This window comes from Spongiactinospora gelatinilytica, from assembly GCF_003236385.1.
Taxonomy (GTDB): domain Bacteria; phylum Actinomycetota; class Actinomycetes; order Streptosporangiales; family Streptosporangiaceae; genus Spongiactinospora; species Spongiactinospora gelatinilytica.
Genome location: NZ_POUA01000341.1, coordinates 1 through 8290 on the forward strand (window position 1 = coordinate 1; position 8290 = coordinate 8290).

11 protein-coding genes are annotated in these 8290 nt (G+C 73.7%); 9 read left to right on the plus strand and 2 right to left on the minus strand.

The window, feature by feature from the left end:
* Together C1I98_RS30795 and ybaK are read right to left on the minus strand one after the other, a co-directional pair.
* Positions 1 to 612 (minus strand): amidase family protein (locus tag C1I98_RS30795; protein WP_267898087.1); only part of this gene is annotated, 612 nt, incomplete at its 3' end.
* 7 nt (positions 613 to 619) lie between these two features.
* Positions 620 to 1120, minus strand: coding sequence for a Cys-tRNA(Pro) deacylase (gene ybaK / locus C1I98_RS30800; protein WP_111170889.1), 501 nt, complete (start codon positions 1118 to 1120; stop codon positions 620 to 622).
* 109 nt (positions 1121 to 1229) lie between these two features.
* Here ybaK and hisD point away from each other — a divergent pair, with 109 nt between their 5' ends.
* The 9 genes from hisD to C1I98_RS30840 form a co-directional block, all read left to right on the plus strand.
* Complete coding sequence (hisD, locus tag C1I98_RS30805; RefSeq protein ID WP_111170890.1) at positions 1230 to 2537, plus strand: histidinol dehydrogenase; 1308 nt, start codon at positions 1230 to 1232, stop codon at positions 2535 to 2537.
* Positions 2534 to 3622, plus strand: coding sequence for a histidinol-phosphate transaminase (locus tag C1I98_RS30810; protein WP_199537333.1), 1089 nt, complete (start codon positions 2534 to 2536; stop codon positions 3620 to 3622). The genes hisD and C1I98_RS30810 overlap by 4 nt, the downstream gene beginning before the upstream one ends.
* Positions 3619 to 4209 (plus strand): imidazoleglycerol-phosphate dehydratase HisB, encoded by a 591-nt coding sequence (hisB, locus tag C1I98_RS30815; RefSeq protein WP_111170891.1) that lies wholly within the window; start codon positions 3619 to 3621, stop codon positions 4207 to 4209. Before C1I98_RS30810 ends, hisB begins: the two co-directional genes overlap by 4 nt.
* Positions 4206 to 4361 (plus strand): CG2302 family histidine operon protein, encoded by a 156-nt coding sequence (locus C1I98_RS41905; protein WP_158558242.1) that lies wholly within the window; start codon positions 4206 to 4208, stop codon positions 4359 to 4361. Before hisB ends, C1I98_RS41905 begins: the two co-directional genes overlap by 4 nt.
* A complete protein-coding gene (gene hisH, locus C1I98_RS30820) occupies positions 4355 to 4990 on the plus strand; it encodes an imidazole glycerol phosphate synthase subunit HisH (RefSeq protein ID WP_111170897.1) in 636 nt (211 codons plus the stop codon). Before C1I98_RS41905 ends, hisH begins: the two co-directional genes overlap by 7 nt.
* A gap of 18 nt (positions 4991 to 5008) precedes the next feature.
* Positions 5009 to 5347 carry a hypothetical protein gene (locus tag C1I98_RS30825; protein ID WP_111170892.1) on the plus strand — a complete coding sequence of 113 codons (339 nt, stop codon included), beginning with the start codon at positions 5009 to 5011 and terminating at the stop codon, positions 5345 to 5347.
* Between the two features lie 5 nt (positions 5348 to 5352).
* Positions 5353 to 6078 carry a bifunctional 1-(5-phosphoribosyl)-5-((5-phosphoribosylamino)methylideneamino)imidazole-4-carboxamide isomerase/phosphoribosylanthranilate isomerase PriA gene (gene priA, locus C1I98_RS30830; protein ID WP_111170893.1) on the plus strand — a complete coding sequence of 242 codons (726 nt, stop codon included), beginning with the start codon at positions 5353 to 5355 and terminating at the stop codon, positions 6076 to 6078.
* A 51-nt stretch (positions 6079 to 6129) separates the two neighbouring features.
* A complete protein-coding gene (gene hisF, locus C1I98_RS30835; protein ID WP_111170894.1) occupies positions 6130 to 6900 on the plus strand; it encodes an imidazole glycerol phosphate synthase subunit HisF in 771 nt (256 codons plus the stop codon).
* Between the two features lie 249 nt (positions 6901 to 7149).
* A partial coding sequence (locus C1I98_RS30840) for a sensor histidine kinase (protein ID WP_111170895.1) occupies positions 7150 to 8290 on the plus strand: 1141 nt, incomplete at its 3' end.

Genomic DNA, 8290 nt, shown 5'->3' on the forward strand with positions numbered 1-8290 from the left:
GGAGGGGACCAGGCCGGGGGTCGGTCGCAGCCCGGTCACGTTGCAGAACGAGGCCGGGTTGCGCAGCGAGCCGCCCATGTCGGAGCCGTCGGCGAGCGGGACCATGCCGGTGGCCAGCGCCGCCGCGGCGCCGCCGCTGCTGCCGCCCGCGCTCCTGGCCGTGTCGTAGGGGTTGCGGGTGGCGCCGAACACCGCGTTGACGGTGTGCGAGCCGGTGCCGAACTCGGGGGTGTTGGTCTTGCCCACGGTGATCGCGCCGGCCGCGCGCATCCGCCGTACGATCACCGCGTCCCGGTCGGGCACGTGGTCCTCGTACAGCCGGGAACCGTAGGTGGTGCGGATGCCTGCGGTGTCCACCAGGTCCTTATGCGCGACCGGCAGCCCGTGCAGGGGCCCGCGCAGGTGACCGGCCGCGAGGTCGGCGTCGGCCTTGGCGGCCTCGGCCAGCGCCTGGTCGGCCACCAGCGTGACGATGGCGTTGACCGTGCCGTTGACCCGCTCGATCCGGCGCAGGCACGACTCCACCAGTTCGGCCGCGGTGATGTGGCGCTCGCGTACCAGCCGGGCCGCCTCGACGGCGGTGAGGTCGCAAAGTTCGGTGTCGCTGCTCATGGCGGGCTCAGGCCGCCTTGGCGATGGCGGCGGTGACACCCCCGGTCAGCTCGACGAGCACGGACGGGGCGGTCTCGATCTGCAGGCCCCTGCGCCCCGCGGAGAAGTAGACCGTCTCGAACGCGAGCGCCGAGGAGTCGATCACCGTGGGCAGCCTCCTGCGCTGGCCGAGCGGGCTGATGCCGCCCACCACGTATCCGGTGACCCGCTCGACCTTGCCGGACTCGGCCATGGCCGCGCGCTTGCCGCCGAGGGCCGCCGCGAACGCCTTGAGGTCCAGCTTGCCCGACACCGGCACCACGGCGACCGCCAGGCCGTCATCCACCTCGGCGACCAGCGTCTTGAAGATCCGCTCGTACGGCACGCCGAGCGCGTCGGCGGCCTCTTCGCCGTACGCCTGAGCGCCGGTGTCGTGCTCGTACGGGTGCAGGGTGAAATCGGCCTTGGCCTGCGTCAGCGCCACGGTGGCCGGGGTTCCCTGCCCGCCCTTGCTCTTGCTCCTGCCCACAGGGAGAGCCTAGGGGAAGACCAAAGATCTACTTTGTAAAGGCCGAGGGACGGGTGTCCACCAGGTGGACAGAACGAGTTTCGTCTTGCGCACTCCGTAAACTGGTGAGGTGATTTCCCGTATCGATCTGCGCGGGGGGCTCCCAAGAGACCTCCGCGCCGTGCTGCCCCGCGCCGAGCTCGACGTCGAGGCCGCCCTTGCCAAGGTGCGGCCGATCTGCGATGACGTGCGTCATCGTGGCGTGGCCGCGATCCGGGAGCTCACCGCGCGCTTCGAGGGCGTGGAGCTGACCTCCACGCGCGTCCCCGTCCAGGCCCTGGCCGACGCGCTGGCCGCCCTCGACCCCAAGGTCCGCGCGGCCCTTGAGGAGTCCATCCGCCGCGCCCGGCTGGTCCACCGCGCCCAGCGGCGGACCGATGTCACCACCCAGGTGGTGCCCGGCGGCACGGTCACCGAGCGCTGGGTGCCGGTCGAGCGGGTCGGTCTCTACGTTCCGGGCGGCCGGGCGGTCTACCCGTCCAGCGTGGTCATGAACGTCGTGCCCGCCCAGGAGGCCGGGGTCGGCTCCCTGGCGGTCACCAGCCCGGCGCAGGCCGCGTTCGGGGGCCTGCCGCACCCGTCGATCCTGGCCGCGTGCGCGCTGCTCGGCGTCGACGAGGTCTACGCCGTGGGCGGCGCCCAGGCGGTCGCCATGTTCGCGTACGGCACGCAGGAGTGCCCGGCGGCCACCATGGTCACCGGCCCGGGGAGCATCTGGGTCGCGGCGGCCAAGCGGCTGCTCAAGGGCCGGATCGGCATCGATTCGGAGGCCGGCCCCACCGAGATCGCCATCCTCGCCGACCGCACCGCCGACCCGGTCCACGTCGCCGCCGACCTGATCAGCCAGGCCGAGCACGACGTGATCGCCGCCGCGGTGCTGGTCACCGATGACGAAGACCTGGCCGCCCAGGTGGAGAAGGAACTGCCCGCGCAGGTCGCCGCGACGCGGCACGCCGAGCGCGTCACCGAGGCCCTGTCCGGCCGGCAGTCCGGCATCGTGCTCGTCTCGGGCATCGACGACGGCCTCGCGGTGGTCGACGCCTACGCCGCCGAGCACCTGGAGATCCAGACCGCCGACGCCGCCGCGGTCGCCGCCCGCGTGCGCAACGCGGGAGCGATCTTCATCGGCCCCTACTCCCCGGTCTCGCTGGGCGACTACCTGGCCGGATCCAACCACGTGCTGCCCACCGGCGGGTGCGCCTGCCACTCCTCGGGCCTGTCGGTCCAGTCGTTCCTGCGCGGCATCCACGTGGTGGAGTACGAGCGCGAGGCGCTGGCCGAGGCGGCGGCCCATGTGTGCACGCTGGCCGACACCGAAGACCTGCCCGCCCACGGCGCCGCGATCCGCGCCAGGTTCGACTGGGGGCTGCCCTCGTGACCTCGCTTTCCGACCTGCCGATCCGCGGGGATCTGCGCGGCCGCTCACCGTACGGCGCGCCGCAGATCGACGTGCCCGTCCGGCTCAACACCAACGAAAACCCCTACCCGCCGTCGCCGGAGCTGGCCGACGACCTGGCCCGGGCGGTGCGCGAGCAGGCCGTCGGCCTCAACCGCTACCCCGACCGCGACGCGGTGGAGCTGCGCGCCGGGCTCGCGGGGTTTCTCGGGCACGGCCTGTCCGGCGACCGGGTGTGGGCGGCCAACGGGTCCAACGAGGTGATCCAGCAGATCCTTCAGGCGTTCGGCGGGCCGGGGCGCACGGCGCTGGGCTTCGAGCCGTCCTACTCGATGCACCCCATCCTGACCAGGGGCACCGCGACCGAGTGGATCTCCGCCGCCCGTGAGGACGACTTCGGCATCGACGCCGGCAAGGCGGTGGCCGCGATCGAGGAGCACCGGCCCGACGTGGTGTTCCTCACCTCGCCCAACAACCCCACCGGCACCGCGCTGCCGCTTCCGGTGATCGAGCGGGCGGCCGCCGCCGCGCCCGGCATGGTGGTGGTCGACGAGGCGTACTTCGAGTTCGCCCGTACCGGCACGCCGTCGGCGCTGACGCTGCTGCCCGGCAACCCGCGGCTGATCGTGACGCGCACGATGTCCAAGGCGTTCGCGATGGCCGGCACCCGGCTGGGCTATCTGGCCGCGCACCCGGCGGTGATCGAGGCGCTGCTGCTGGTCCGCCTGCCGTACCATTTGTCGTCGTTGACGCAGGCGGCGGCGCTGGTCGCGCTGGCCCACCGCGCGGAGTTGCTGGGCACGGTAGACCGGTTGCGCGCCGAGCGCGACGCGACGGTGGCCTGGCTGCGCGGAAAGGGCCTGACCGCGGCCGACTCCGACGCCAACTTCGTGCTGTTCGGGCGGTTTTCCGACCGGCGCGCGGTCTGGGAGGCGCTGCTGGCCCGCGGAGTGCTGGTCCGCGAGCCGGGGCCGCCGGAGTGGCTGCGGGTTTCGATCGGGACGGGTGAGGAGATGGCGGCCTTCCGGGCCGCCATGGAAGGCGCCGTGATGGAGGGGGCTGCATGAGGTTCGGCCGGGTGGAGCGCACGACCAAGGAGACCTCGGTGCTGGTCGAGGTCGGCCTGGACGGCACCGGGCGGGTCGACGTCGCGACCGGGGTGGGGTTCTTCGACCACATGCTCGCGCAGCTCGGCAAGCACGGGCTGTTCGACCTGACCGTGAAGACCGAGGGCGACCTGCACATCGACTCCCACCACACGATGGAGGACACCGCGCTGGCGCTGGGCGCGGCGTTCCGCGAGGCGCTGGGCGACAAGTCCGGCATCCGGCGGTTCGGTAGTGCGTCGTGCCCGCTGGACGAGTCGCTGGCCCAGGTCACCGTCGACCTGTCGGGCCGGCCCTACCTGGTCCACGACGAGCCGGCGGGCATGGCCCCGATCATCGGCCGCGACTACGACACCACCATGACCAGGCACATTCTGGAGTCCCTGGTGGCCCAGGCGGCGATCTGCCTGCACGTCCACGTCCCCTACGGCCGCAACGCCCACCACATCGTGGAGGCCCAGTTCAAGGCGCTGGCCAGGGCCCTGCGCGAGGCGTCGGAGCGCGACCCCCGGGCCACCGGGGTGCCCAGCACCAAGGGCGTCCTGTGACGAGCAACTGGACCGCCGCGGTCATGATGTTCGTCGGGCTGTTCCTGATCGGCGGGGTCGTCTCCTTCTTCAAGCAGGGCATGAAGCTCTTCGCCGTGGTGCTCGGCGTCGGCGCGGCCCTGGCGATCACGGCGGGGGTGCTGTGGTGGTGAAGGACGTCGTCATTCTCGACCACGGCTCGGGCAACCTGCGCTCGGCCGAGCGCGCGCTGGCCCGGGCCGGCGCGAAGGTGACGGTCACGGCCGACTACGACGCGGCGCTCGACGCCGACGGCCTGGTGGTGCCGGGCGTCGGCGCGTTCGCCGCGTGCATGGCGGGCCTGACCGGCGTGCAGGGCGACCGGCTGGTCGCCCGGCGGCTGGCGGGCGGGCGACCGGTGCTGGGCATCTGCGTCGGCATGCAGATCCTGTTCGAGGAGGGCGTCGAGCACGGCGTGCACACCAAGGGCTGCGGCGAGTGGCCCGGCACGGTGGAGCGCCTGTCCGCGCCGATCCTGCCGCACATGGGCTGGAACACCGTGACCGCGCCCGAGGGTTCGGTGCTGTTCGCCGGGTTGCCCGCCGACACCCGGTTCTACTTCGTCCACTCCTACGGCGTGCGGCACTGGGAGCTGACCGCCGGGCCGGGGTTCGCCGACCCGCTGGTGACCTGGTCCCGGCACGGCGAGCCGTTCGTCGCCGCGGCCGAGAACGGCCCGCTTTCCGCCACCCAGTTCCACCCGGAGAAGTCGGGAGACGCCGGGGCGGCGCTCCTGGCCAACTGGGTCGGTTCGCTCGGCTGAGCGCGCGATGAGGCGAGCGTGAGCAAGGAGCGGGCCAGGCGCCGGGCCGAGCGGGAGGCCGAGCGCGAACGGCAGGCCGCGGTGCGCGCCCAGCGGGAGGCCAGGCTGGCCCGCCGCCGGGAGCGGCGCGGCAGGCTGCTGGCCGCGCTGCCCCGCCGGGTGCGGGTGGCCAGGCAGGGCGGTCTGCTCGCCCGCCGCCAGCGCGCCCAGAACGCGGTGTTCCTGGCGCTCTTCCTGATCGTCCAGGTGCTCGCCTGGCTGCTGTTTTCCGCCTGGGCGGCCCGGCTGGGCGTCCTGGTGCTGTCGTTGCTGATCGTCCCGGTGCTCGTCACCCTCGTCTTCGACCGGAGGTCGTGAACATAATGTCGTCGCTGGTGCTGCTGCCCGCCGTGGATGTAGCGGACGGCCAGGCCGTGCGCCTGGTGCAGGGCGAGGCCGGGACGGAGACGTCCTACGGCGATCCGCTCGCCGCCGCGCTGGCCTGGCAGGAGGCCGGGGCGGAGTGGGTCCACCTGGTCGACCTCGACGCGGCCTTCGGGCGGGGCTCCAACCGCGAGCTGCTGGCCTCCGTGGTGGGCGCGCTGGACGTCCAGGTCGAGCTGTCCGGCGGGATCAGGGATGACGAGTCCCTGGCCGCGGCCCTCGCCACCGGGTGCCGCAGGGTCAACGTCGGCACCGCCGCGCTGGAGGACCCCGTCTGGTGCGCCAAGATCATCGCCGAGTACGGCGACCGGGTGGCCGTCGGCCTGGACGTCCGCGGCACCACCCTGGCCGCCCGCGGCTGGACCCGCGAGGGCGGCGACCTGTGGGAGGTGCTGGACCGGCTGGAGTCGGAGGGCTGCTCCCGCTACGTGGTCACCGACGTCACCAAGGACGGCACGCTGCGCGGCCCCAACGTCGAGCTGCTGCGCCAGGTGTGCGCGCGCACCGACCGGCCGGTGATCGCCAGCGGCGGCGTCTCCTCGCTCGACGACCTGCGGGTGCTGTCCTCGCTGGTCCCCGACGGGGTGGAGGGCGCGATCGTCGGCAAGGCGCTGTACGCGCGGGCGTTCACGCTTCCCGAGGCCCTCGCCGCGGTCGCCGCCTGACGTGGCGCGCCGGGTACGCTGGGTGACGGACGAACGGGAAGGAGTGGCCGGGTGAGCGTCGCGGTACGCGTGATCCCCTGCCTGGACGTCGATGCCGGACGGGTGGTCAAGGGGGTCAACTTCACCGGCCTGCGCGACGCCGGAGACCCCGTCGAGCTGGCCGCGCGCTACGACGCCGAAGGCGCCGACGAGCTGACGTTCCTCGATATCACGGCCTCCTCGGGGGAGCGGGAGACGATGTTCGACGTGGTCCGCCGGACCGCGGAGCAGGTCTTCATCCCGCTCACCGTGGGCGGCGGCGTTCGAGCCGTGGCCGACGTGGACCGGCTGCTGCGGGCGGGCGCGGACAAGGTCGCGCTCAACACCGCGGCCGTGGCCCGGCCCGAGCTGCTGACCGAGGCCTCCCGCCGGTTCGGCGCGCAGTGCGTGGTGCTGTCGGTCGACGCCCGGCGGGTGGTGGACGGGCCGCCGACGCCGAGCGGTTTCGAGGTGACCACCCACGGCGGGCGGCGCGGCACCGGCATCGACGCCGTGGAGTGGGCCAGGCGCGGCGAGGAGCTGGGGGCGGGGGAGATCCTGCTCAACTCGATGGACGGCGACGGCACCAAGGCCGGCTACGACATCGAGATGCTGCGCGCGGTCCGCGCGGCGGTCTCGCTGCCGGTGATCGCCAGTGGCGGCGCGGGCGACCTCGCGCACTTCCCGCCGGCCGTCGAGGCCGGGGCCGACGCGGTGCTCGCCGCCAGCGTGCTGCACTTCGGCCAGCTCAAGATCGGCGACATCAAGGAGACCCTGCGCCGGGCGGGCCACCCCGTCCGCTGAGCCTGGAACGACCCCCGAACGGCTGACAGCCGAACGGCCGTCATGCGCCCGTCGTACCCCGCGGTGCACCCTTGAGGAGCGGAACGGGCAGGAGAGGATCCGCGGGAGGGCAAGGCGGGCAACGGATGGGCACTGCGCGCCCGCCGCGGCGGATCCGTCTCCTGTCCCGTTCGGCGTGATGATCGGGGATCAATGGGCGTAGACTGACTTCCGCCCATCCCCCCCGCCGAAGGTGCGCGCGGTTTGCCCATGACCGCCGGTCTCCTGTTCCGCGACACGGAGAGCCGCACCCCTGCTCGCGCGGCGCTGAAGCGCGTCATCGCCGTGTGCGGCGCCGTCATGCGCGGTGCCGAGGCCCTGCTGGCCGCCGCCGCGGGCCTGCTCGGCGCGCTCCCTCCGGTCTCGCTCGCCTGGCTGTCGTCGGTGCTGGTGTGCAATCTGCTCTGGACGTCGGCCTTCGTGTGGGCCGCGCTGCGGTACGGCCTGCGGTCCTGGCTGGTCGCCGGGGAGATCGCCGTCGCCTGCGTGCTGTGCCTGGTCCAGGGGTGGCTGCTGGCTCCGCAGGTGGCCACGGCGGGGGCGAGCTGGGTCGCCGTGCTGGCCACGATGACCATCCTGATCGCGGCGATGGCCTGGCGGCCGCGCGCGGCGGTGCCGGGCGGGCTGGCGGTGGCGCTGGCCCATCTGGCCGGGGCGCAGCTCGCCGGGTTCGGCGGGGGCGTCGTCACGGTGGGCATCCACTGCGTCCAGATCATCGCGGGGGTCACGCTGATGACGCTGCTGCGCCGTTCGGCCGACCTGGCCGACGCGCTGCTCGCCCGGTCCAGGGAGGCCGCCAAGGCCGACGCCGTGCAGCGGGCGCGGCGCGCCGACGAACGCGGCCAGTACAGCCGGGTCCACGACACCGTGCTCAACACCCTGACCACGGTCGGGGCGGGCGGCGTCGAACGCACCTCGCCGACGCTGCGCCGCCAGGCCGCCGCCGACCTGCGCGAACTGGAGCGCATCGCCCGGGACGCGGCCCCGCCCGCCGGCCCGGCCCGGCTGGACGAACGCCTGGCCGCCGTCGCCGCCGGGGCCGCGCCACGGGTCGAGACCGACCTCGCCCCTCGTACGGTGCCCGGCCACGTCGCCGAGGCATTCGCCGACGCCTGCACCGAGGCCCTGACCAACGTCGCCCGCCACGCCGACACCGACACCGCCCGGCTCCACCTCACCGACGACGCCGGCCGCGTCCTGGTGGAGATCACCGACACCGGCCACGGCTTCGACCCGACGACCATCCCGCCCGACCGGTACGGCCTGCGCGGCTCGATCATCGCGCGAATGGAGTCGGTCGACGGCGGCGCCCGCGTGGAGCCGAGCACGTACCTGTCTCATATACACATCT

Excerpts from the sequence above, each read along its gene's own strand:
- hisB (WP_111170891.1), top strand. The coding sequence starts at position 3,619 with ATGAGGTTCGGCCGGGTGGAGCGCACGACCAAGGAGACCTCGGTGCTG.
- priA (WP_111170893.1), top strand. The coding sequence starts at position 5,353 with ATGTCGTCGCTGGTGCTGCTGCCCGCCGTGGATGTAGCGGACGGCCAG.